Annotated in this window: 22 protein-coding genes and 1 other RNA gene; 3 read left to right on the top strand and 20 right to left on the bottom strand. The window is 61.8% G+C overall.

From position 1 onward, the window contains the following. Positions 1 to 4: 4 nt before the first annotated feature. The 9 genes from mraY to rsmI all read right to left on the bottom strand — a co-directional run bounded on the left by mraY (position 5) and on the right by rsmI (position 9,089). A complete protein-coding gene (mraY, locus tag H4I92_RS00260) occupies positions 5 to 1,090 on the bottom strand; it encodes a phospho-N-acetylmuramoyl-pentapeptide-transferase (RefSeq protein WP_077528651.1) in 1,086 nt (361 codons plus the stop codon). Beyond that, the gene (locus H4I92_RS00255; RefSeq protein ID WP_077528650.1) at positions 1,084 to 2,454 is read right to left on the bottom strand and encodes a UDP-N-acetylmuramoyl-tripeptide--D-alanyl-D-alanine ligase; all 1,371 of its coding nucleotides are present in this window, start codon (positions 2,452 to 2,454) and stop codon (positions 1,084 to 1,086) included. Before H4I92_RS00255 ends, mraY begins: the two co-directional genes overlap by 7 nt. Beyond that, positions 2,451 to 3,941: a UDP-N-acetylmuramoyl-L-alanyl-D-glutamate--2,6-diaminopimelate ligase gene (locus H4I92_RS00250; protein WP_077528649.1), complete on the bottom strand. Its 1,491-nt coding sequence runs from the start codon at positions 3,939 to 3,941 to the stop codon at positions 2,451 to 2,453. Before H4I92_RS00250 ends, H4I92_RS00255 begins: the two co-directional genes overlap by 4 nt. Next, the gene (locus H4I92_RS00245) at positions 3,938 to 5,677 is read right to left on the bottom strand and encodes a peptidoglycan D,D-transpeptidase FtsI family protein (RefSeq protein WP_077528648.1); all 1,740 of its coding nucleotides are present in this window, start codon (positions 5,675 to 5,677) and stop codon (positions 3,938 to 3,940) included. The genes H4I92_RS00250 and H4I92_RS00245 overlap by 4 nt, the downstream gene beginning before the upstream one ends. Positions 5,678 to 5,681: 4 nt before the next feature. Further along, entirely contained in the window at positions 5,682 to 6,059 is a 378-nt protein-coding gene (ftsL, locus tag H4I92_RS00240; RefSeq protein WP_077528647.1) for a cell division protein FtsL, read from the bottom strand. Positions 6,060 to 6,061: 2 nt separating this feature from the next. Next, on the bottom strand, positions 6,062 to 6,994 hold the full coding sequence (gene rsmH / locus H4I92_RS00235) for a 16S rRNA (cytosine(1402)-N(4))-methyltransferase RsmH (RefSeq protein ID WP_077528646.1): 933 nt from the start codon (positions 6,992 to 6,994) through the stop codon (positions 6,062 to 6,064). Between the two features lie 20 nt (positions 6,995 to 7,014). Continuing rightward, on the bottom strand, positions 7,015 to 7,464 hold the full coding sequence (gene mraZ / locus H4I92_RS00230) for a division/cell wall cluster transcriptional repressor MraZ (protein ID WP_077529066.1): 450 nt from the start codon (positions 7,462 to 7,464) through the stop codon (positions 7,015 to 7,017). A gap of 371 nt (positions 7,465 to 7,835) precedes the next feature. Next, positions 7,836 to 8,194: RNase P RNA component class A (rnpB, locus tag H4I92_RS00225), an RNA gene on the bottom strand. A gap of 40 nt (positions 8,195 to 8,234) precedes the next feature. Then, a complete protein-coding gene (gene rsmI / locus H4I92_RS00220; RefSeq protein WP_077528645.1) occupies positions 8,235 to 9,089 on the bottom strand; it encodes a 16S rRNA (cytidine(1402)-2'-O)-methyltransferase in 855 nt (284 codons plus the stop codon). Positions 9,090 to 9,169: 80 nt separating this feature from the next. On the opposite strand from rsmI, the gene H4I92_RS00215 reads away from it, so the two are divergent. The 3 genes from H4I92_RS00215 to H4I92_RS00205 are packed head-to-tail and all read left to right on the top strand — an operon-like array spanning position 9,170 to position 11,991. Continuing rightward, positions 9,170 to 11,014: a penicillin-binding protein activator gene (locus tag H4I92_RS00215; protein ID WP_077528644.1), complete on the top strand. Its 1,845-nt coding sequence runs from the start codon at positions 9,170 to 9,172 to the stop codon at positions 11,012 to 11,014. Positions 11,015 to 11,035: 21 nt separating this feature from the next. Beyond that, entirely contained in the window at positions 11,036 to 11,401 is a 366-nt protein-coding gene (locus tag H4I92_RS00210) for a YraN family protein (RefSeq protein ID WP_077528643.1), read from the top strand. Then, positions 11,398 to 11,991 (top strand): SIS domain-containing protein, encoded by a 594-nt coding sequence (locus H4I92_RS00205; RefSeq protein WP_077528642.1) that lies wholly within the window; start codon positions 11,398 to 11,400, stop codon positions 11,989 to 11,991. The genes H4I92_RS00210 and H4I92_RS00205 overlap by 4 nt, the downstream gene beginning before the upstream one ends. A 9-nt stretch (positions 11,992 to 12,000) precedes the next feature. Here the strand turns inward: H4I92_RS00205 and H4I92_RS00200 are convergent, their stop codons facing one another. The 11 genes from H4I92_RS00200 to H4I92_RS00150 form a co-directional block, all read right to left on the bottom strand. Further along, positions 12,001 to 12,423, bottom strand: a complete 423-nt coding sequence (locus H4I92_RS00200) for a ClpXP protease specificity-enhancing factor (RefSeq protein WP_077528641.1) — start codon at positions 12,421 to 12,423, stop codon at positions 12,001 to 12,003. Positions 12,424 to 12,454: 31 nt separating this feature from the next. Then, positions 12,455 to 13,084: a glutathione S-transferase N-terminal domain-containing protein gene (locus H4I92_RS00195; RefSeq protein WP_077528640.1), complete on the bottom strand. Its 630-nt coding sequence runs from the start codon at positions 13,082 to 13,084 to the stop codon at positions 12,455 to 12,457. A gap of 100 nt (positions 13,085 to 13,184) precedes the next feature. After that, positions 13,185 to 13,943 carry a cytochrome c1 gene (locus tag H4I92_RS00190; protein ID WP_077528639.1) on the bottom strand — a complete coding sequence of 253 codons (759 nt, stop codon included), beginning with the start codon at positions 13,941 to 13,943 and terminating at the stop codon, positions 13,185 to 13,187. Next, complete coding sequence (locus H4I92_RS00185) at positions 13,940 to 15,175, bottom strand: cytochrome b (RefSeq protein ID WP_077528638.1); 1,236 nt, start codon at positions 15,173 to 15,175, stop codon at positions 13,940 to 13,942. Before H4I92_RS00185 ends, H4I92_RS00190 begins: the two co-directional genes overlap by 4 nt. Continuing rightward, complete coding sequence (gene petA, locus H4I92_RS00180) at positions 15,172 to 15,771, bottom strand: ubiquinol-cytochrome c reductase iron-sulfur subunit (RefSeq protein ID WP_077528637.1); 600 nt, start codon at positions 15,769 to 15,771, stop codon at positions 15,172 to 15,174. Before petA ends, H4I92_RS00185 begins: the two co-directional genes overlap by 4 nt. A 208-nt stretch (positions 15,772 to 15,979) precedes the next feature. Next, the gene (rpsI, locus tag H4I92_RS00175; protein ID WP_077528636.1) at positions 15,980 to 16,372 is read right to left on the bottom strand and encodes a 30S ribosomal protein S9; all 393 of its coding nucleotides are present in this window, start codon (positions 16,370 to 16,372) and stop codon (positions 15,980 to 15,982) included. 13 nt (positions 16,373 to 16,385) lie between these two features. Then, a complete protein-coding gene (rplM, locus tag H4I92_RS00170; protein WP_077528635.1) occupies positions 16,386 to 16,814 on the bottom strand; it encodes a 50S ribosomal protein L13 in 429 nt (142 codons plus the stop codon). 130 nt (positions 16,815 to 16,944) lie between these two features. Then, positions 16,945 to 17,793 carry a TatD family hydrolase gene (locus tag H4I92_RS00165; RefSeq protein WP_077528634.1) on the bottom strand — a complete coding sequence of 283 codons (849 nt, stop codon included), beginning with the start codon at positions 17,791 to 17,793 and terminating at the stop codon, positions 16,945 to 16,947. Beyond that, the gene (gene prfC / locus H4I92_RS00160) at positions 17,762 to 19,342 is read right to left on the bottom strand and encodes a peptide chain release factor 3 (protein ID WP_077528633.1); all 1,581 of its coding nucleotides are present in this window, start codon (positions 19,340 to 19,342) and stop codon (positions 17,762 to 17,764) included. The genes H4I92_RS00165 and prfC overlap by 32 nt, the downstream gene beginning before the upstream one ends. A 66-nt stretch (positions 19,343 to 19,408) precedes the next feature. After that, positions 19,409 to 19,894, bottom strand: a complete 486-nt coding sequence (gene rimI, locus H4I92_RS00155) for a ribosomal protein S18-alanine N-acetyltransferase (protein WP_223073621.1) — start codon at positions 19,892 to 19,894, stop codon at positions 19,409 to 19,411. An 8-nt stretch (positions 19,895 to 19,902) separates the two neighbouring features. Further along, on the bottom strand, positions 19,903 to 20,640 hold the full coding sequence (locus tag H4I92_RS00150; protein ID WP_143512558.1) for a hypothetical protein: 738 nt from the start codon (positions 20,638 to 20,640) through the stop codon (positions 19,903 to 19,905). Positions 20,641 to 20,748: the final 108 nt, after the last annotated feature.

Here is a 20,748-nt window from a genome sequence, read left to right as displayed (position 1 = left end):
TGCCCTACCTCAGCTTGAGGGTCGCGAGACCCACGAGTACGAGAATGACCGTGATGACCCAGAACCGCACAATCACGCGCGGCTCCGGCCAGCCCTTGAGTTCAAAGTGGTGATGCAGTGGCGCCATGCGGAAGACCCGCCGCCCGGTGAGCTTGAACGACGCCACCTGGACGATGACTGAGAGGGTTTCCACCACAAAGATGCCGCCCATGATGAACAGCACGATCTCCTGGCGGACGATGACCGCCAGAACGCCAAGGCCCGCACCCAGCGCCAGGGAGCCCACATCCCCCATGAAGACCTGCGCGGGATAGGTGTTGAACCACAGAAAGCCCAGACCAGCCCCGACCAGGGCGCCGCAGTAGACAAGCAGTTCGCCGGTGCCCGGCAGGTTCGGAATCTGCAGGTAGTCCGCAAAATTAGCGTGACCGGAGGCATAGGCAAAGATTCCCAGGGCGGCGCCGACCATGACCGTCGGCATGATGGCCAACCCATCCAGTCCGTCGGTGAGGTTGACGGCGTTGCTGCTGCCGACAATCACCAGGTAGCTCAGTACCACAAAGGCAATCGGCCCCATCAACAGGCCGAAGTCCTTGAAGAACGGCATGATCAGGGTGATCTCCTGGGGCAACGTGGCGGTGGCGTAGAGGGCCACGGCTGCCAGAAACCCGGTCACTGACTGCCAGAAGTATTTCCAGCGCGCCGGCAGCCCTTTGGGATTGCGCTCCACCACCTTGCGGTAGTCATCAACCCAGCCAATAGCGCCGAATGCCAGCGTCACGCCCAGCGTGATCCAGACATAGCGGTTGGTCAGGTCCGACCACAGGAGGGTACTCAGCGCCACCGCCACCAGGATGAGCGCACCGCCCATGGTAGGGGTACCGGCCTTGCTGAGGTGTGTTTCGGGACCGTCATCCCGCACCGCCTGGCCGATCTGGTACTGGGCCAGATGCCGGATCATGGCGGGGCCGATAAGCAGCGAGGTCAGCAGTGCCGTCAGCACGCCCATAATGCCCCGGAGCGTAATGTACTGGAACACGGCAAAGCCGCTGATGTACTGCGCCAGAAAATCAGTCAGCCAGACTAGCATGCGTCGTCGTTCCTCTCTTTGAGACGGGTAACCGCCCGGTCCATGCCCGCGCTGCGCGAGCCCTTGACCAAGATCGAGGCGGTCTCCCCCAGTTCGTCCCATACCCGGTCCGCCAGTGCTTCCGGGGCATCACCGGTATGGGTCCCGTCACCGAAGCCATCGGCGTAATCGCTGGTATGGCTTCCGGTGACCATCAGTTGTTCAATACCCAGCTGCCGGGCCAGCTCTCCCAGAGCCCGGTGCTGGCTGGCAGCTTCCGACCCCAGTTCCGCCATATCCCCCAACAGCGCCATACGCGGTGCCGGCATAGCAGCGAGTGTCCTGAGCGCGGCCGCCATGGAGGCCGGATTGGCGTTGTAGCTGTCGTTGAGAATCCGGATGCCGGGCCGCAGTGTTATCGGCTCCAGCCGACCGGAAACGGCCGGTGTTTTTGCCAGCCCCCAGGAAACCCGGTCCATATCCAGCCCCAGGCTGTGCGCTGCGGCCGCCACCAGAAGGGCGTTGGCCACGTTGTGCCGGCCCGGAATGGGCAGCCGGATGTCGGTGGCGGTCACGGCATCCCCGAGCAGTGTGAAGGCAATGCCATCGGCATCCTCACGCATGGCTTCCGCCCGGAAGCTGGCATCCTGACGCCCGTCCGCAGAGACGCTGAGCACCCGGCGCATGCCGGCGCGTGCGCGCCATTCCTCAAAGGCGTCGTCGTCGTGGTTCAGGATGACGGTGCCCCCGGCGCGCACTGAGTCAATGATCTCGCCCTTGGCGGAGATGATGTTCTCAAGGCTGCCAAAGCCCTCCAGGTGCGCCTCGCTGGCGTTGGCGATGATGCCGACATCCGGCGCGGACAGGGATCCGGTCCAGGCGATCTCGCCGAGCCCGCTGGCCCCCAGCTCCACAACCGCGTAATCCGTATCCGGCCCAAGCCGGAAAAGGGTCAGCGGCGCACCGATCTCATTGTTCAGGTTGCCCTCGGTTGCCATCACGGAGCCGGCTTCCGCCAGCACCGTCTGCATCATCTGCCGGGTAGTGGTCTTACCGGAGCTACCGGTAATAGCCACCAGCTTCCCCGCGAATTCGGAACGGTTGAGCCCGGCAAGGCGCCCCAGTGCATACCGGCTGTCCCGCACCTGGATCACCGGCATGCTGGCGTCCACCTCCTTCTCGGCGATGATGGCGCAGGCCCCCGCCTTTTCGGCTTCGCGCACGAAATCGTGACCGTCGAACCGGTCACCACTCAGGGCCACATAGAGGGCCCCTTTTGGCAGCGTGCGGGTATCAATGCCTACACGAGTGAAGAACAGGTCCTCACCGCGCAGGGTGCCCTGGACCAGGGGGGTGATTTCCGCCAGGGAGAATGCACGCATCATGCTGCTTCCCCTCCCTTACTGATCAGCCTGCGTACCACCCCGGCATCGCTGAAGGCGATACGGACGCCGTTACGCTCCTGGGTGGTTTCATGCCCTTTGCCCGCAATCAGAACCAGATCCGCCGGTTCCGCTTCACGGAAGGCGGTGGTAATGGCCTCATCCCGGTCATGGATAACCCGGACGCCAACGCCATCGGCCATTCCGGAAAGGATTCCCTCCACGATAGCCTCTGGGGCTTCGTCCCGTGGATTGTCATCCGTCAGGATCACATGATCCGCCAACCGCACCGCGACCTCGCCCATCGCCGGGCGCTTGCCCTGGTCGCGATTGCCACCGCAACCGAACACGCACCAGAGCTCGCCGTTGACATGGGGCCTGAGCGCTGTGAGCGCCTGTTCGAGTGCCGCTGCGGTGTGGGCGTAATCAATCACCAGCTTCAGGCCATTGGCCGCCGTATGGGGCTCGAGGCGCCCCGGCGGCGCTGCCACCTCGCCGGCAGCGGCCTCGACCACCCTGGGCGGAACGCCCAGGGCCAGTGCCGTGGCGCTGGCGGCCGCCAGGTTCTCAATATTGAAATGGCCCATGAGACGGGTCTCCAATGACAGCCGTCCCAGGCGGGTATCCAGGGTCGCGGCCATGCCCTCGGAGGCGGGCCGGGGATCACGGATGCGGCACTCGAGCTGCTCCGCGGTGTGGCCATAACGCCAAAGACGGGTTTCGGCCGGCAGCTGACCGGGCAGTTGCCGGCCAAATTCATCGTCCGCGTTCACGATGCCGATTTCCGGTTCGTGATCGGTGAACAGGCGCGCCTTGGCGGCGCCATAGGCGGCCATGTCGCTGTGGTAGTCCAGGTGTTCCGGCGACAGATTGGTGAACACACCGGCATCAAACCGCACCCGGCCCACACGGCCCTGAACGAGGGCATGGGATGAGACCTCCATGACCACTGCTTTAGCCCCCTGCTCCAGGAAGCGTGCAAGCAGATCATGACCCCGGGCCACGTCCGGCGTTGTATGACTGGCTTCTTCCTGGAATTCCCGGAAGGCGTAGCCAAGCGTTCCCATGGTCGCCGTGGGAACACCGCCTGCCTCCAGAATGGCCGCGATGAAGCCGGTAACCGAGGTTTTGCCATTGGTGCCGGTCACTCCGACCACGGTGAGGTGGGCGGATGGGTGGCCATGGAAATAGTCCGCCAGGCCCGCAACACAGTCCGGCAGGTCGGCAACCGGCACCAGAACGGCCCCCAGGTACTCCCTTGGGTTTTCTCCGGCGTCGGCTTCAAGCAGGATCGCCGCCGCTCCCTTCGCCACGGCCTCATCCACATGCGCCCAGGCGTCTTCCCGAGAGCCGGCCAGGGCGATGAAGGCATCCCCCGGACGGACACGCCGGCTATCGGCACTGAGCCCATGGACCCAGACATCCAGTACCGAGGGAATGGCAACCCGGTCCCGGAGAAGGTTCTTGAGACTGTGCGCGACGTGGCTCATCCCTGACCTCCCTCAGCACCGCTGGATTCGTCGGCCATGGATGCACCCCCGGAGGGGCTCACATTCAGCAGCCGCAGCGCATCACCCATGATGCGCCCAAAAATGGGCGCGGCCACTTCACCGCCGTAGTATTCGGTACGCGAAGGCGCATCAACGGTGACCACGGTCACCACCTGCGGATCATCAACCGGGCCCATGCCGGCGAACAGGGCTTTGTACTGATCGGATTCATAGCCGCTGGCACCAACCAGGTGGACCGTCCCGGTCTTGCCCGCCAGGCGGTAGATGCCCTGGTCCGCCCGGGTCCCGGTACCCTCTTCCACAACACTGGCGAGCATCCCCCGGACCTGGCGTGCGGTCTCTTTCGACATCACCCGCTGGCCCTTGGGGGCCTCATCGTTTTTAAGCAGGGTCACCGGGTAACGGATGCCGCCATTGGCCAGGGTCATGTAAGCCTGGGCCATCTGCAGTGCGTTCACGCTGAGTCCATAGCCATAGGAGAGTGCTGCCACCTCCACCGGCCGCAGGTTCATGCTCGCCGGCAGGATGCCAACCGACTCCCCGGGGAAGCCGATGCCCGTGGACTGCCCGAAACCCACGCCGTAGAACAGGTTCTGGAGCCGCTCCCCGGAAAGCTCGGAGGCGACGCGGCTGATGCCAACATTGGAAGAGCGGACGATGATCTCGCTGAGCGACAGCCGGCCATAATCACGGTGGTCCCGGATGGTGTAGGCGCCCATCTGGCGGTAGCCGGGGCTGGTGTTGATGACGGTTTCCGGGGTGAACTCGCCGGACTCAAGTGCTGCTGCAGCCGTAAAGGGCTTGACGGTTGAGCCCGGCTCGTAAAGGTCGGTAATCGCGCGGTTGCGGACACGAGCCGGATCCCTCTGCTCACGATCATTCGGGTTGAGCGCGGGCTGGTTGGCCATTGCCAGGATCTCGCCAGTGTCGGCATCCAGCATTACAACGGTACCGCCGCGTGCCTCGTGGGCCTCCACCGCCGCCTTGAGCTCACGGTAGGCGAGGTACTGGAGCCTGAGATCAAGGCTCAGGCTGAGATCGTTACCGGGGTGGGCTTCCTTGATGGGGCCGAGATCACGGATGGTGCGCCCACGGTTATCCCGGAGAACGCGCTTGCTGCCCTTCTCACCGGCCAGCCAGTGATTGAAGGAGAGCTCCAGCCCCTCCTGGCCCTGCTCATCAATATTGGTAAACCCGACCACGTGTGAAGCCACCTCCCCGGCCGGGTAATAGCGGCGGTATTCACGCCGGCTGTAGACGCCGGGAACGCCCAGATCCATGACTTCCCGCGCGAGGGCGGGCTGAACCTTACGACGCAGGTAGAGGAATTCACGCTCGCTGTTGCTGGCAAGGCGTTCGCGCAGCTGTTCCGCATCCAGTTCCGCCACCTCCGCGAGGCGGGGGATCGCGGGATGATCCGGGGGCAGTTCACCGGGGTTGGCCCAGAGGGTCTTCACCGGGGTGCTGATGGCCAGGGGCTCGCCGTGACGGTCGCGGATCACGCCGCGGTTGGCGTCAATGGGTTCAACACGGGCGGTGCGCTCCTCGCCCTGCTTGCGCAGGAATTCATGGTCCAGCACCTGCAGCTCCACCAGCCGACCGGCGACGGCGACGGCGGAGCCCAGTACCGCAACGAGCACCAGCAGGTGCCGCCACGATGCCATGGCCACGCGGTCGTGCCTGCGAGCGGTCTGTTGGTGTTTTTTTCCCGCCATGAATCTACCGCGTTGTCACGACTACAATGTCATCGCGGGCGGGAACCTTCATATCCAGTTCCCGCGCCGCGCGCCCTTCCACATGGCTGTGCGCGCTTAGCGCACTCTGTTCCAGAAGCAGCTGTGTCCACTGCCGCTGATAGGCATCCCGCTCATCCCGGAGGTCATTGAGGGTGCCGTACAGGGTCCGGTTGAGATGGGACGCATGCACCACCGCCAGTGCCGAAACCGTCAGCACCAGCAGCATCAGCAGCGTCACCAGAACCCTGGAGTCCCAGAGCCCCCGGAATATGCGACCGGAAATACGTGCCGCAGCGTCCAGCACTTCCCGCCAGCGCAGCGCACGCCCTCCGGTCTCTGTTCTGACTGCTGTTGCACCCATGGTCAGGCCTCCCCCGCGCTGCTGCGCTCGAGCACACGCATCACTGCGCTGCGCGCACGCACATTCACGCTGCGTTCGGCCTCTGATGCCTGCACGGCACGGCCAATCGTCCGGAATCCGGTCTCTTCCATCTCGGCCGTCACCGGCACGCCGCGCGGCAGTTTCGGCCCCCGGCTGAGGTCGCGCATGAAACGCTTCACGCGGCGGTCCTCCAGCGAATGGAAACTGATCACCACAAGCCGCCCTCCTGGGGCGAGGTGGTCCGCCGCCTGACGGAGTGCTTCGTCCAGCTGTGGCAATTCCTCATTCACCCGGATGCGAATCGCCTGGAACGAGCGGGTCGCCGGGTGCTTGTAACGGTCCTCGAACGGCACCGCCTCACGGATCAGTTCGGCCAGCTGCGTAGTACGGGTAACTGGCTGTTCCTGCCGTGCCTCCACAATGCGGCGGGCGATACGCTTCGCGAACCGCTCTTCGCCGTAGTCACGCAGGACCCGCGCAATCTCCTTCTCATCCTCATGCGCCAACCAGTCGGCAGCACTCTGGCCAGCATCCGGGTCCATGCGCATATCCAACGGGCCGTCGTGACGGAAACTGAAGCCACGCTCCGGTTCATCCAGCTGCGGGGAGGAGACGCCCAGGTCGAGAAGGACCCCATCCACCCAGGACCAGCCGGCCTCATTCAGAAGTCCGGCCAGGCTACCGAAGTCGCCACGCTGCACGCTGACCCGGTGATCCTCATCCGCCAGCTTCCTCGCCACGTGGATCGCCTCGGGATCACGGTCCAGAACCAGGAGTCGGCCGGTATCATCCAACTGCTCCAGAATGGCCCGACTGTGGCCGCCCCGACCGAAAGTCGCATCCACATACCGGCCCGCCGGCGTGGTCACCAACGCATCAACGGCTTCCTCTTGCAGTACGGACTCATGAGCCATGGCCAATTCTCCAGCCCCCGCTAAAGCGACAGGGACTTCATTTCCTCGGGGATTTCCTCATCGCCATCATCCTCCTCAAGCCAGGCCATCCAGCGATCCTCGCTCCAGAGTTCCAGCTTGCGGCCCTGGCCGACCAGGTAGAGCTTTTTCTCCAGGCCGGCGTAATCACGCAGTGGCTGCGGTACCAGAATCCGGCCCGCGCCATCCAGTTCCAGTGGTGTTGCATAACCAATAAGCAGCCGCTGGGTGCGACGTACCGCCTTGTTGAAGCTCGGCAACGCTTCGATCTTGGGCAGGATCTCCTCCCACTGCGGCTCGGGGTAGACCAGCAGGCAGCGTTCCTCGGTGTGAGCAGTCAGAACAATTCGGCCACCACAGAGGGTCTCGAGGTCCTCGCGCACACGAGCGGGGATCGCCAGGCGCCCCTTGGCGTCCATATTGATCGCATGACTGCCGAGAAAATTCGTCATGGTCGATTCGCTACCCCGATTCAGTGGCCGGGTCATCAACTGACCCATTGCCACCACTCATCACCCACAAGACACCACTTGATGCCACTTTTTACCACTTGGCGACACTATAAGAAGACTCCCCGGGCAATGCAAGAAAACCCAGACCGCCTGGATCAGGAAAAAATGCCGTTGTGCCAGTGATTTAGAGGAATAAGCGATGAACGGAAGGTAACACGCAGGCAACAAATGCCGCCTTTTCAGAAACCTGGAGAAAACTCCAAGAATTCACGTCAAGGTCAAGACTTTTTTGCTATAAGAGAGGTACTTCAAAAGAAAGGATCGGAATAGAAGGGGTGGCCCGCGCTTCCCTGAGTGAGAAGCTACGGGCCTGTTCGAGTCCACCTGTAAGCCGGGTTCTGTCGCGTGCAGTCATTCCTCTGGGATCTGCGTCGCCGCAGACCTCAAGCAGCCTACCCGAGTCCGGTGCGGGCCACACCTCTGGACTCCTATTTGGCCTTGCTCCGAGTGGGGTTTACCGTCGCCGTGGACTGTTGCCAGCCACGCGGTGCGCTCTTACCGCACCTTTTCAACCTTGCCGGCGGCCCATGGGCCGCTTAGGCGGTTTCCTTTCTGCTGCACTTTCCGTCGGCTCGCGCCGCCCAGGCGTTACCTGGCACTCCGCCCTGTGGAGCCCGGACTTTCCTCCATCCCCGTACGAAACGGGAACAGCGACTGCATAGCGGACTCAGCGGGGAAATTAACGGCTTCTGCAGCGTTTTACAAGGGCTTTATTCCCGGCCCTGCAGCGCGAGGGCCCGCTGATAGAGCCCACTGCGCCCCTGGCCCGTGATACGGGCGGCCATGCGGGCGGCATCACTGACACTGAGCCGCGTCATCAGCTGCGTGAGCAGATGATCCGCCTCTACATCCAGGCCGGTTGTCTCCACCTCAGCGCCCGCAACCATAATCACAAACTCCCCTTTTAACGGAATCGTGCCAACCGCGACCTGCTCTGCAAGTTCCGCCAGCGTGCCCTGAACCGACTGTTCGTGAGCCTTGGTGAGCTCGCGGGCCACCACCGCGACACGGGTATCGCCGAAAGCGGCGGCCATGTCCGCAAGTGCGCCCGCCACCCGGCGGGGGGATTCATAGAACACCATGGTTCGGGTTTCCCGACCCAGGGCCTCGAGCGCCCGCCTGCGCGCCCCCGCTTTCGCGGGCAGAAAGCCTTCAAACACGAACCTGTCCGTGGGCAGCCCCGCCACCGCCAGTGCCGCCGTTACAGCACTGGCACCAGGAATCGTGACCAGCGGCAGCCCCTGCTCCCGTGCCGCCCTGACCAGGGCGAAGCCCGGATCAGAGATCAATGGCGTCCCGGCATCAGAGACCAGCGCCAGCATTTCGCCACCGCGAAGCCATTCCAGTACCTGTGCGAGCTGACGATCCTCATTGTGTTCGTGGAGCGGAGTCAGTGTCTTGTGCAGATCCAGGTGCTCAAGAAGCCGCCGGGTCTGGCGGGTATCCTCGGCCAGCACCCGATCCACACCCGACAGCACCCAGGCTGCGCGCGTACTTATATCTGCGAGATTGCCGATGGGCGTCGCCACGACATAGAGGGTACCTTTCTGTAAAGTCTCGGCCATGCTCAGACTGCCATTACCTGTTAGAATCGCCGGATTCCAATGAAGCCGAATCACCTGCAACAACGCCAGCCGAGACGCCCATGACAATCCGTTTGCCGGTCCTGACTGTTTTCCTGCTGCTGTTCGTTGCCGGCTGTGCCGTGGAGCCGGTCTCCACTCCCGAGCAGCAACCCACCACCATCCAGGGCCTGCTCAGTGGCGCAGCGGACACCAATGATGCCAGCCTTCGCCGACAATATCAGCTCAAGGCAGCCGAAATGCTGCAGGCTGACGGGGAATATGCCACCGCACGCTCGCTTCTGGATGCGATGGACCCGGATCAACTCGACGACGAGCTCCGGGACCGTTACCTGTGGCTGAGCAGCCGTGATGCGGTTGAGCGCGGCGACGCGGATGCTGCCCGGGCGCTGGCTGACCAGCTGGATCCGAAACTACCGCTGCGGCTGCCCCTGGATCAGAGGGCCGGCGCCTTTGACTCGGTTGCTGGCGTCTATGAACTTGCAGAACGCCACCTGCCCGGCGCCCGGACCCTGATTCTCTGGAGTGGCAGCGACACGCGCCAGCCGGAAGCGCTCAATGAGCGTATCTGGAGTGCATTGCGCGAGGTCCCCCGGGCGGAGCTGGAGCCGGTCGCCGAGCGCAGCTCGGACTACCAGGCACGCGGCTGGCTGGAGCTCGCACTGGCACTGGCAGCCCATGACCAGCATGAGGTTGAAGCCCGCTCCCGGGCCATCCGGGACTGGAAGAAGGTATGGCCTGACCACGGTGCTGCGGACCCTTTCCCGGGAGAGCTCGCACTGCTGCGTGAACTGGACGAACTCCGCCCGGACTCAGTAGCACTGGCACTGCCACTGAGCGGGCCTCTTGCAGGCGCGGGAGAAGCCGTACGCGAAGGGTTCCTCGCTGCCTATTATCAGGACCTTGAAGACCCTGACCGCACAACACCCACCATTACCCTGCATGATACCCACGCCAGCACTTTCAGCGCTATCTACGGGAACCTGCTCAACACAGACCCGGACCTCGTAGTCGGGCCGCTCAGCAAGGAGGGCGTTCAGGAACTGACCGCATTGCCGGCGCTGAGCATCCCCGTCCTGGCACTGAACTACGACCGTGATGCGCTCATTACGCCGGACAACCTGCTCCAGTTCGGATTGGGCAGCGAAGACGAGATGCAGGCTATCGCACGGCGCCTGAAACAGGACGGCCACAGTAACGTGCTTGCCTTCCTGCCCGAAGGCGACTGGGGCATACGGATGGAAAAGGCCCTGCGCAGGGCAGCGGAGAATCAAGGCATCACTCTGCTGGAGACGGTTCAATACGCCGGGGACAGCAACCTCAACCGTGTTGTGGCGGACGGTTTCAATATCAACCAGAGTCGTCGGCGTGCCAATGCCCTGATGCGTCTGACCGGCACCACAATGCGTTTCGAACCACGCCGTCGCCAGGACATGGATGCGATCGTTCTGCTGGCGTCTCCGGAGAACGCACGCCAGATCAACCCGCTCTTCGCTTTCTATTACGGAGGCGACCTGCCGGTTTACGGCAGTTCCCTGCTCTATCGCGGCTCCCCCAACCCGTCAAGGGACAGCGACCTGGATGGAATCCGGTTTACCGATATCCCCTGGGTTCTGGGCGACGCACCGCCGAAGCGCGACACGCTGCAGTCGCTGTTTCCCGCACTGGGAAACAACTACGACCGGCTGTTTGCCCTTGGCTTTGACAGCTATCGCCTGACCCACCAGATCCAGCCTCTGCAGGAGATCGAGGCCTACCGCTACCAGGGGGTTACCGGCATGATCCGCAACAGCGGTAATGGCAGTTTTGAACGAACTCCCGATTGGGCAGTGTTCCGCAAGGGAGAGCCCACCCCTCTGCCAACGGAAGAAAAGGGCGTGCTGCCGGACACCACTGACAACGAGTAAAGGAAAACAGGAGAGGCAGGGATGGACAGACGCAGCCAGGGACGGGATGCGGAAACAGCAGCGGCGGACTATCTGGAATCCCAGGGTCTACACATCCTTGAACGGAACTTCAACTGCCGCGCCGGCGAGATTGACCTGATCGGACATGATGGGGAATCGCTTGTTTTCATAGAGGTCCGAGCCCGCCAGGAAGGCGCCCTTGTGGACGGGGCTGCCTCCGTGGATGGGCGCAAGCGGCGCAAGCTGATCCAGGCAGCCCGATTCTACCTGCACCGTAACGGCCTCAACGACTGTTTCTGCCGTTTTGATATGCTTGCGGTCACCATCTCCCGGGAGCACCACTATGAGTTTGAATGGATACCCAATGCCTTTGATGCTACGCCATGAGTGACACAGAACAGCGCTTCAACCAGCACATTGCCACCCACATGGAATGCATCGGCGAGACAGCCAGCATCGTTGCGCCTGTGCTGGGTCAGGCCGCCGAGGCCATAGTGGAAACACTGCTCAGTGAACGCCAGGTTCTGGTATGCGGGAGTGGCAAGGCCAATGCCTTTGCCCAGTATTTCGCCAGCTGCATGCTTGCCTATCACGAGACGGAAAGGCCGGCATTGCCGGTCCTGAACCTGGGAGCGGATGCCACGACGCTGGCCGCAATCGGTCTCAGCAACCGGATTCAGGAAGTGTTTTCACGGCAGATCCAGGCACTCGGCCACGAGGGGGACTCACTGCTTCTTCTGACCGATGATGGGAACCGCTCAAGCCTGATCCAGGCCCTTCAGGCTGCCCACGACAGAGGTATCAGGGTCATCGCGGTAACCGGTCGCTCGGAGACCGACATCCACGCACTGTTCCACGAAGACGATATCGACATCACGCTTCCGGATATGGGCACAGCCTGCACTGCGGAACTGATGGTGGTGATCCTCAATACGCTCTGCGCCGAGATTGAGGCTCACCTTTTCAGCGACAGCTGACTCCGGGGGCTACTTAACCACCTTGAGATTCGGGCGCTTCGAGCCGGAATCCGCGGCACTGCCGCCCTCATCGCTCTGCTCTCCAGGCTCCCCTGAAGGCCCATCCGGAGGTTCGGGGTCGCCAGGCTCCTGCCCGAAGACCATACCCTCGCCGTTCTCCCGGGCATAGATGGCCATGACGGCGTACACCGGCACGTAAATACTGACCGGAACGCCCCCAAAGCGAGCAGTGAAGGAAACGGCGTCATCACCCAGCATCAGCTCCTTGACCGCGGAAGGACTGATATTGAGCACGATCTGACCGTTGGAGACGTAATCCGCCGGAACCTGGACGCCATTCATACCTGCATCAACAACCAGATGCGGTGTCGCATCATTATCCAGAACCCATTCATTGAGCGCCCGAATCAGATAGGGTCGGCTCGATTTCATTACTCACTCCCGGTCTGCCCGATCAATTGGATCAGGTTCGCATGTCCTCTTCCGAATCGGAAAGGCTGGCCTTGAATCCCCGACGCTCGAAAAGCCGATCCATGTACTGTTCCAGCGGCTTGATGCGCTTTTCCGGCAACTCAACGCCCAACACTGGCAGGCGCCAGAGCAGTGGCCCAATGCAACAGTCCGCCATGGTGAACTCCTCACTGAGGAAGAACGGCATCTCCTGGAACAGCGGGGCCGAGGCTACCAGACTTTCCCGTAACTCCTTCCGCGCCTGCTCGGCATCACTGTTGCTGCCGCCCACCTCAATCCGGTCCACCAGGGAGCACCAGTCGCGCCCCACACGCCACATCATCAACCGACTCTGGGCCCGTGCTACCGGATACACCGGAAGCAGCGGCGGGTGCGGGAACCGCTCATCCAGGTATTCCATCATGATATTGGGTTCGTAGAGCACCAGATCCCGATCCACCAGAGTCGGCAGCGCATTATAGGGATTCAGGTCGGCAAGCTCCGCAGGCGGATTTGAGGGGTCGACATTGACCACATCAACGGTCACCCCTTTCTCAGCCAGTACAATTCTCACCCGGTGGCTGTAATGGCTCTGCGGGTCGGAAAAGAAGGTCATTGAGGACCGTTTGGTCACAGCCGCCATAGTATTACCCCATGATATCGCCGATCGGAAAGAAGGGACTGAACGCGGATGGCCCGGTACGGCGTACCGGGCGCTGGAGGCGGGATTATACCGGACTCCCTCAGTGGATGTCTTTCCAGTATTCGCGGTTCAGCAGGTACGCGAAGATGAAGAAGACACCGATGAAGATCAGCACGTAAACGCCAATACGCTTGCGATCCATCAGGGCCGGCTCACCAAGATAGACCAAAAAGTTCGTAAGGTCATACATGGCCCGGTCGAATTCTTCCGGCTCCATGCTACCTTCAATCGCCCAGTCATCGCAGATCTTATCCCCGACCACTTCGCCGGTGGAGGGATCCACTTCCGGTTCCTGGCCAAGATGAGGCGGCTCGGCGCAGAGCCCGCCCTGGTTGACCATTACATGGGGCATGCCCACGTTGTCGAACACCGCGTTATTCACGCCATGCGGCCGACTTTCATCCTTATAGAAAGCGCGCAGGTACGAGTAGAGCCAGTCCGGCCCATTCACCCTTGCAGTCAGGGTCAGGTCCGGCGGTGCTGTGCCGAACCAGGAAGCGGCCTGCTCCTCGGGCATGGCGATGTTCATCAGTTCACCGAAACGGGCATCCGTGAAGATCAGGTTCTTTTCGTAAAGCTCCTTCGGAATCCCGAGGTCCTTGGCCACCCGCTTGTAGCGGGAATACTCCGCCGAATGGCAACCCATGCAGTTGTTGGTGAAGAGCTGGGCACCACGTTGGAGCGAGGCCTGATCACTCAGGTCCGGCTCCATACTGTCGAGGTTGCCGCCACCACCACCAGCCGCCAGGGCGACGACCGGCATGCACATCACCAGTATTATGGTCAGAAGCTGTTTCATTTGGTTGTCACCCTCTCCGGAACCGGTTTTGTGGACTCCATCCGTGTATAGAACGGCATGAGGATGAAGTAACCGAAGTAGATGGCAGTGCCGAGCTGCGCGAGCATCGTCTTGATCGGCGTCGCCGGTTCAGCCCCCAGATAGCCGAGCATCACGAAACTGACCGCGAACAGCGCCAGCGCGCCACGACTGAACCACCCCTTGTAGCGCATCGACCGCACCGGGCTCCGGTCAAGCCAGGGCAGCACAAAGAGGATGGCTACGGCAGCGCCCATCACGACAACACCCCAGAACTGCGAGGAAAGGCCCAACAGATTGAAGGTGATTGCCCGCAGCATCGCGTAGAAGGGTGTAAAGTACCACACTGGCGCGATGTGATCCGGGGTCTGCAGCGGGTCCGCCTCCTGGAAGTTCGGTTTCTCAATGAAGTACCCGCCCATTTCCGGGAAGTAAAAAACAACGATGGCAAACACCGCAAGAAAGACCGCAATCGGTACCAGGTCATGCACCGTGTAATAGGGGTGGAACGGGATGCCGTCTTTCGGCTTGCCGTCAGCGTCCTTGTTCTTCTTGATATCGATGCCATCAGGATTGTTGGACCCAACCTCGTGCAGAGCAAGGATGTGCAGGATCACCAGCCCGATAAGCACCATCGGCATCGCCACCACGTGCAACGCGAAGAAGCGGTTGAGGGTAGCGCCCGAGATCAGGTAGTCACCCCGGATCCACAACGCCAGGTCTTCGCCGATGCCGGGAATGGCACTGAACAGGTTGATGATGACCTGGGCGCCCCAGTAGGACATCTGTCCCCAGGGAAGCACGTAGCCCATGAACGCCTCCGCCATGAGGATCAGGTAGATCGCCATGCCGAAGACCCAGATCAGCTCACGTGGCTTCTGGTAGGAGCCGTACATGAGGCCCCGGAACATGTGGAGGTAGACCACCAGAAAGAACATGGAGGCGCCGGTGGAGTGCATGTAGCGCAGCAGCCAGCCGTATTCCACATCCCGCATGATGTATTCAACCGAGGCGAACGCGCCCTCGGCAGTCGGCGTGTACATCATAGTCAGCCAGATGCCTGTCAGAAGCTGGTTGACCAGCACCAGCATCGAGAGAACGCCAAAGACGTACCAGACGTTGAAGTTTTTGGGGGCGTAGTACTTGCTCATGTGGCGCTCGAAAGCGTCCACAACCGGCAACCGTTCGTCGACCCACTGAAGAAGTTTATTCATGCTGCATCCTCCGGATCCAGGCCAATGGCGATGGTCTGACCGTCATCCTCATATCGGTACGGCGGGACTTCGAGATTGGTCGGTGCAGGAACGCCCGTGAAGACCCGCCCCGAAAGATCAAACTTGGATCCGTGACAGGCGCAGAAGAATCCGCCGGGCCAATCATCACCGAGACCTTCAGCGCCTTCCGTAGGTCTGAAGCTGGGCGAGCAGCCCAGATGGGTGCAGATACCAACTACAACCAGGAACTCCGGCTTGATCGCACGGGCATGGCCCTCGATGTAGGGAGGCTGCTGAGGCTCCTTGGACTCCGGATCCTCAAGGCGATCAGAAATCCCTTCAAGGTTTTCCAGCATTACCGATGTGCGCCTTACCACCCAAACCGGCTTCCCACGCCACTCAACGGTTATCCGTTGACCAGCATCGATTTTTGAGATATCCACCCTGCGTGGGGCCCCAGCTGCCTCAGCTTTGGCACTGGGCCACCAGGAACTGACAAACGGCACCGCGGCTCCAACAGCCCCGACGCCACCAACAACCGTCGTTGCGCCCACCAGAAAGCGCCGCCGACCGTGGTTCACGTCGCCATTGTTCATACTGGCCTTCTCCCATTAAGCATTCGCGTGCCGAGGCGGTCATTCGACGCACTCGGTTCGCTCCTGATTCGGTCGCGTTCAACCCGCATCAAAACGACCAAATGTTATTTAAATCAGTCACCGCTTACAAGTTTGCAACCTTGCACTGCCCGACACAAAAAGGCCCGATCTGCAAATCGGGCCTTCCGGGGCTGCCGCCGAAGGCGGCTTAGCGCTTGGAGTACTGCGGCCGCTTACGAGCCTTGCGGAGACCGACTTTCTTACGCTCAACCGCGCGATCATCACGCGTCACGTAGCCGGCACGGCGCAGCGCAGGGCGCAGCGTCTCATCGTAGTCCATCAGCGCGCGCGTCAGGCCGTGGCGGACCGCGCCGGCCTGGCCGCTGGAACCACCACCGCTGACGGTGATCTTGATATCGAACCGGTTCTCGGCGTCGGCAACCACCAGTGGCTGCTTGACGATCATCCGGAGGGTATCACGACCGAAGAAGTGTTCCAGGGACTGCCCGTTGACTTCAATGTTACCGCTGCCGGGCTTGATAAACACCCGTGCGGACGACATCTTGCGACGACCGGTACCGTAGTTATAAGTAGCTGACATAATCGCCTTCCGTTTAAATCTCGAGTTGCTGGGGCTGCTGAGCGGCGTGCGGATGCTCGTCGCCGGCATAGACCTTGAGCTTCCGGAACATGGCACGACCCAGCGGACCACGCGGCAGCATGCCCTTCACTGAGTACTCGATGACACGTTCGGGATGACGCTGGATCATCTCCTCGAAGTTCATCGAACGCAGCCCACCCGGATAGCCGGTATGGCGATAGTAGTGCTTCTGCGTGCTCTTTCTGCCAGTCACGCGCACTTTCTCCGCATTGATGACCACGATGTAGTCACCCGTGTCCACATGAGGGGTAAATTCCGGTTTATGCTTGCCCCGAAGACGACGGGCAATTTCCGTTGAAAGACGCCCCAGCGTCTTGTCAGCCGCGTCCACCACGAACCAGTCGCGTGTAACGCTTTCCGGTTTTGCACTCTGAGTTTTCATGAATCCCGCCTTGAATCAATAAGCTATGACGTCACGTCCTGCGAGGGCCGCGACGTGTAATCACAACCAGGTATCGAACGGGTCCGCATCGGGGCTGGGCTGCGGATCCCGCCAAAAGCCAGGTGCGGCATTATACCGGAGCGCCCCGCTTCTGCAAACCCTCGGTACCCAGTCGCTGCATGAACAGCCGCCGGGTATTGTCCCGGATTGCGGCCACAATCGCCGCCCGGGGTTCTTCCCGGAGGCCACAGAGGACATTCAGGACCCAGGGTAGATTAAGTGGCGTATTGCTATCCCTGGGCACCCCGTGGGGTGGCAGGCCCGGTGCATCCGTCTCCAGCACCAGCGCTTCCAGAGGCAGCTGAGCCATGACACGCCGCGCCCTGCTGGCCTGCGGGTGCGTGATGATGCCGCTGACACCGATAAACCCGCCCTGACGGACCAGCGCTTTGGCCTGCTCCAGGGAGCCACTAAAACCGTGCATCAGAAAGGGGGCCGTGAATCCGGTCCGGCGCAGCAATGACAGCACGGTGTCATGGGTTCCCACACTGTGGATTAGCAACGGCCGACCATGGCGTGCGGCCAACCGGATCTGGGCCTCAAAAACCGCCTGCTGCGGTTCCAGAGCCGCTCCCCGCTTCCGGTCCAGCCCGCATTCCCCCACCGCCACCAGATCACTGTTGGCGGCCAGAAGCTGGTCCAGCTGCTCGAGGCTGTCGTCCCCGAATTCATCCGCCCACCAGGGATGAAGGCCGGCTGCCGGAGCCAGAATGGGATAGGTGCATGCCAGCTCCAGGATCTTCGACCAGCCGTCCGGCACCGTCCCGGGCACCACAATCCTGCGGATCCCGCTTGCGGCGCATTCGGCCAGAAGCTGCTCCCGCCCTTCGTCAAAACAGGGGAAATCAATGTGGCAGTGGGCATCGATCAACCCCTGCGCGGGCGTTTCACCGCTCCTTGGTCTTGTGGAAGGACACATCCGGGTAACGCTCCTGCGCCAGCTGGAGATTGACCATGGTGGGCGCGATATAGGTCAGGTTGTCGCTGCCATCAAGGGCCAGATTATCCTGGTTTTTGCGCTCAAATTCTTCCAGCTTTTTCGGGTCATCGCAGGTAATCCAGCGCGCCGTTGCTACGTTGATGGGCTCATAGACGGCATCCACCCCGTACTCGTTCTTAAGCCGGGCCACAACCACGTCAAACTGCAGCGTGCCCACGGCACCCACGATGAGGTCGTTGTTGCGCACCGGCCGGAATACCTGCACGGCGCCCTCTTCGGAAAGCTGGATCAGCCCCTTCTGGAGCTGCTTGGCCTTCATCGGGTCACGCAGCTGGATACGACGGAACAGCTCCGGCGCAAAGTTGGGAATACCCGTGAACCGATCCTTCTCACCCTCGGTGAAGGTATCACCAAGCTGAATGGTGCCATGGTTGTGCAGCCCGATGATGTCGCCCGCAACGGCCTCCTCGGCCCGCTCCCGGTCACCGGCCATGAAAGTCAGTGCGTCGCTGATGCGCACATCCTTGCCGATCCGCACATGATGGATCTTCATGCCCTGCTGGTAGCGCCCGGAGACGATCCTTAGGAATGCGATCCGGTCACGGTGCCGGGGGTCCATGTTCGCCTGGATCTTGAACACAAAGCCGGAGAACTTCTCTTCGGTAGCCTCAACCGGGCGCTGCGTGAGCTCCCGGGTCTGGGGCGACGGTGCCCACTCAACCAGCCCGTCGAGCATGTGATCCACGCCGAAGTTCCCCAACGCCGTACCGAAGTAAACAGGGGTGAGCTCGCCCCGGAGAAAGGCATCCAGGTCGAACTCATGGGAAGCACCCTTGACCAGTTCGATTTCCTCGCGCAGCTCCTCCGCGTAGGTACCGATCGTCTGGTCCAGTTCCGGGTTATCCAGCCCCTTGATCACGCGGGTGTCCTGGATGCGATGCCCCTGGCCGGATTGATACAGGACCACCTCGTCCCGGAGCAGGTGATAGACCCCCTGGAACTGCTTGCCCATGCCGATGGGCCAGGTGATGGGGGCGCAGGCAATATTGAGCACGTCCTCGACCTCATCCATGAGCTCCACCGGATCCCTGACATCGCGATCCAGTTTGTTCATGAAGGTCAGGATGGGCGTATCCCGCAGGCGCGTCACCTCCATCAGCTTGATGGTACGCTCCTCCACGCCCTTGGCCGCGTCGATCACCATCAGGCAGGAATCCACGGCGGTGAGCGTACGGTAGGTATCCTCGGAGAAGTCCGCGTGCCCCGGGGTATCAAGCAGGTTCACCAGGCAGTCCTGATACGGGAACTGCATGACGGAGGTGGTTACGGAGATCCCCCGCTGTTTCTCCATCTCCATCCAGTCGGACTTGGCATGCTGCCCGGACTTCTTGCCTTTGACGGTTCCCGCACTCTGCAGCGCATTGCCGAACAGCAGGACCTTCTCGGTGATGGTGGTCTTACCCGCGTCAGGGTGCGAAATGATCGCAAAGGTACGGCGTTTACGGACTTCCTCGGTGAAATCGCTCATGGCGTCGGGTCTGCTCTCTCTCTGGTACGCTCCGGCGAAAGGACGGCGATTGTAGCAGTTCAGGCGTTACCGGCACGAACCGGCGTAAAGCCTCAGCGACATGATCCGCGCAGCCTCGGTCCCATCGGCTGTACGGTAGTACCCGGGGCGGCTCCCCTGGTCCTCGAACCCTTCACTGGCATAGAGGCGCAGGGCCGCCTGGTTGGACTCACGGACTTCCAGCGTGAGCGTTGCCATACCCTCGCGCTGCATGGTGGCAAGCCAGTACCGCAAAAGGCAGCGGCCGATTCCCTGCTGCTGGAACTGCCCATGAACGCACAGGTTCATCAGGTGCCCTTCGTCCAGCATGCGCCAGTCCACGATGAACCCCACAAGGGCATCGCCATACCAGGCACCATGGAACCGGTATTCAGCGCCCATACAGGTCAGGTACTGCCCCTGGGTCCAGGGATGGCCGGAGGCTGCCTCCTCAAGAGCCATCATCCCGGGAACGTCAGCCTCATCCAACGCTGTCATCGCCAGCTGGCTCTGATCCAGACGGAGTTCATGCATGCCGTGGGTCATCGGTTCTGCCCCTGCTGCACCAGGGGTTTCATATGCTCCCAGAGCGCACGCTTGGCGGCCGGTTCCGCCAGAAGCTCACCGAGTATCTGCTCAGACGACAGCAATACAGTATGCCCTTTCGATGACAGCATGGACCCCATCGCAGCCCCCACCTCCTCGCCAAGGAGGATCCACTGCCCTGAGGCTGACCCACCCGTAAGGCGTTCCAGCACATTCTCAAAAGTGGCGTCATCACTGCCGGGAAGTTCAGGATTATCGAACGGCGGCCAACGGAAAACGGTAGCTCCATCCTGCACGACTTCCCCGAGCGCACAAAGGATATTGACACCAAGCCTGTTTGCAAGCTTATACGGAAGATCCCCGGCGGCCGAGGCGGCGAGGCTGAAGTGCCCCCCATGCCAGACCATGGCGCTGAACGCCTGTTGACCCGCAACGGAAGTGGCGCTGGCCTCTTCTACAGGCGCTTCCTCTACAGAGGGCTCCGCCGGTTGCGCATCGTCACCGGAACCCAGTGCTTCTCGGACTGCATCCAGGGAAACACCCTGCCCCGCAGGTGCAGGCCGGGGCGGCTGGCGGATAACACCTTTCGCCGCCGTTGGTTTATCAGGCTGCGCCGGCGCCACGGGCTCAGGAGGAAACTCAGGAGACGGTGCCGCACCCGGCAGGGGCCAGCGGGCACACCAAGGCTCAATCCCCAGGGCGGTCAGGTAATAGCGGCGCAGACGTTCATCCATGGCGTCATTATCACACACAAAAAAAAGCCCCGCACGGCGAGTACCGGCGGGGCTTTGGGTGTAGGGGCCTGACGATGACCTACTCTCACATGGGATCTCCCACACTAC

Origin of the sequence: Vreelandella halophila (assembly GCF_019903425.1) — a bacterium.
GTDB classification, from domain to species: domain Bacteria; phylum Pseudomonadota; class Gammaproteobacteria; order Pseudomonadales; family Oleiphilaceae; genus Halospina; species Halospina halophila.
This window is presented reverse-complemented; position numbering and strand designations above follow the sequence as displayed.

Bases quoted from the DNA above. Each gene is read 5' to 3' on its own strand.
- H4I92_RS00195 (WP_077528640.1), bottom strand. From the start codon at position 13,084: ATGGCGGCTGTGACCAAACGGTCCTCAATGACCTTCTTTTCCGACCCG.
- rimI (WP_223073621.1), bottom strand. From the start codon at position 19,894: ATGCATGAACTCCGTCTGGATCAGAGCCAGCTGGCGATGACAGCGTTG.
- rplM (WP_077528635.1), bottom strand. From the start codon at position 16,814: ATGAAAACTCAGAGTGCAAAACCGGAAAGCGTTACACGCGACTGGTTC.
- H4I92_RS00250 (WP_077528649.1), bottom strand. From the start codon at position 3,941: ATGAGCCACGTCGCGCACAGTCTCAAGAACCTTCTCCGGGACCGGGTT.
- H4I92_RS00190 (WP_077528639.1), bottom strand. From the start codon at position 13,943: ATGAAACAGCTTCTGACCATAATACTGGTGATGTGCATGCCGGTCGTC.
- H4I92_RS00165 (WP_077528634.1), bottom strand. From the start codon at position 17,793: ATGTGTCCTTCCACAAGACCAAGGAGCGGTGAAACGCCCGCGCAGGGG.
- rpsI (WP_077528636.1), bottom strand. From the start codon at position 16,372: ATGTCAGCTACTTATAACTACGGTACCGGTCGTCGCAAGATGTCGTCC.
- rsmI (WP_077528645.1), bottom strand. From the start codon at position 9,089: ATGGCCGAGACTTTACAGAAAGGTACCCTCTATGTCGTGGCGACGCCC.
- H4I92_RS00200 (WP_077528641.1), bottom strand. From the start codon at position 12,423: ATGAAATCGAGCCGACCCTATCTGATTCGGGCGCTCAATGAATGGGTT.
- rsmH (WP_077528646.1), bottom strand. From the start codon at position 6,994: ATGGCTCATGAGTCCGTACTGCAAGAGGAAGCCGTTGATGCGTTGGTG.
- ftsL (WP_077528647.1), bottom strand. From the start codon at position 6,059: ATGGGTGCAACAGCAGTCAGAACAGAGACCGGAGGGCGTGCGCTGCGC.
- H4I92_RS00185 (WP_077528638.1), bottom strand. From the start codon at position 15,175: ATGAATAAACTTCTTCAGTGGGTCGACGAACGGTTGCCGGTTGTGGAC.
- H4I92_RS00255 (WP_077528650.1), bottom strand. From the start codon at position 2,454: ATGATGCGTGCATTCTCCCTGGCGGAAATCACCCCCCTGGTCCAGGGC.
- H4I92_RS00245 (WP_077528648.1), bottom strand. From the start codon at position 5,677: ATGGCGGGAAAAAAACACCAACAGACCGCTCGCAGGCACGACCGCGTG.
- H4I92_RS00210 (WP_077528643.1), top strand. From the start codon at position 11,036: ATGGACAGACGCAGCCAGGGACGGGATGCGGAAACAGCAGCGGCGGAC.
- H4I92_RS00150 (WP_143512558.1), bottom strand. From the start codon at position 20,640: ATGGATGAACGTCTGCGCCGCTATTACCTGACCGCCCTGGGGATTGAG.
- H4I92_RS00205 (WP_077528642.1), top strand. From the start codon at position 11,398: ATGAGTGACACAGAACAGCGCTTCAACCAGCACATTGCCACCCACATG.
- H4I92_RS00215 (WP_077528644.1), top strand. From the start codon at position 9,170: ATGACAATCCGTTTGCCGGTCCTGACTGTTTTCCTGCTGCTGTTCGTT.
- prfC (WP_077528633.1), bottom strand. From the start codon at position 19,342: ATGAGCGATTTCACCGAGGAAGTCCGTAAACGCCGTACCTTTGCGATC.
- mraY (WP_077528651.1), bottom strand. From the start codon at position 1,090: ATGCTAGTCTGGCTGACTGATTTTCTGGCGCAGTACATCAGCGGCTTT.
- mraZ (WP_077529066.1), bottom strand. From the start codon at position 7,464: ATGACGAATTTTCTCGGCAGTCATGCGATCAATATGGACGCCAAGGGG.
- petA (WP_077528637.1), bottom strand. From the start codon at position 15,771: ATGAACAATGGCGACGTGAACCACGGTCGGCGGCGCTTTCTGGTGGGC.